The sequence below is a fragment of the Streptomyces sp. T39 genome (assembly GCF_008042045.1).
GTDB lineage: Bacteria > Actinomycetota > Actinomycetes > Streptomycetales > Streptomycetaceae > Streptomyces.
Genome location: NZ_RDBP01000091.1, coordinates 1 through 703, shown reverse-complemented (window position 1 = coordinate 703; position 703 = coordinate 1). Strand labels below are relative to the sequence as shown.

At 76.7% G+C, this 703-nt stretch carries 1 protein-coding gene; it reads right to left on the bottom strand.

The window, feature by feature from the left end; translation table 11 throughout:
- Positions 1 to 703 (bottom strand): alpha/beta fold hydrolase (locus tag EAO77_RS35435; RefSeq protein WP_147992431.1); only part of this gene is annotated, 703 nt, incomplete at both ends.

Sequence of the window (703 nt, the reverse complement as noted above, 5' to 3'; positions counted from 1 at the left end):
GTACGCGGCGGCGAGCTCACGGAGCTTGGCGGTGACGGCCTCGGGGGCCTCGACGGGGGTCATGTGGCCCATGCCCGCGAGCTCGACGAGTTCGAGGCACTGCGGGAGGTCGAGGGCGAGGCGCTTGGCGTGCACCAGCGGGGTCAGCCGGTCCGCCGTGCCGGCGACGACCACCGTGGGCACGTCGAGCGCCCGTACGCCCTCGTCCAGGTCGAGCTCGCCGAGCACCCGCGACCAGGCCACCCGGGCGGCACGCGGGCAGGCGTGCACGATCCGGGAGCACTGGTCCACCCGCTCGGGCGCGGATCCCGGCCCCATCGTCCCGTAGCGGAGGATGCGCCGGGAGAGCGGAGTGACCGGGCCGAGCGGGGCCCGCGCGCCGAGGACGAGGTGGGTGAGCCGGGTCCGCGCCCGGCCCGCCCGCATCGGCAGCACCAGCGACTCGTCGACGAGCCGGGCGCTGCCCGTGCTGCACAGCAGTGCGGCGGCCGTGTGCTCGCGGAAGGCCGGCCGGGAGGCGGCGGCCATCATGGTCATGCCGCCCATGGAGTGGCCCGCGACGACGGCCTTCTCACCGGGGGCGAGGACGGCCGTGAGCACGGCCTCCAGGTCGTCGGCGAGCCGCTCGGTGCCGACGTCCGCGAGCGGGGTGCGGCCGTGGCCGCGCTGGTCGTAGGCGATGACGCGGTGGTCCCTCGCCAGG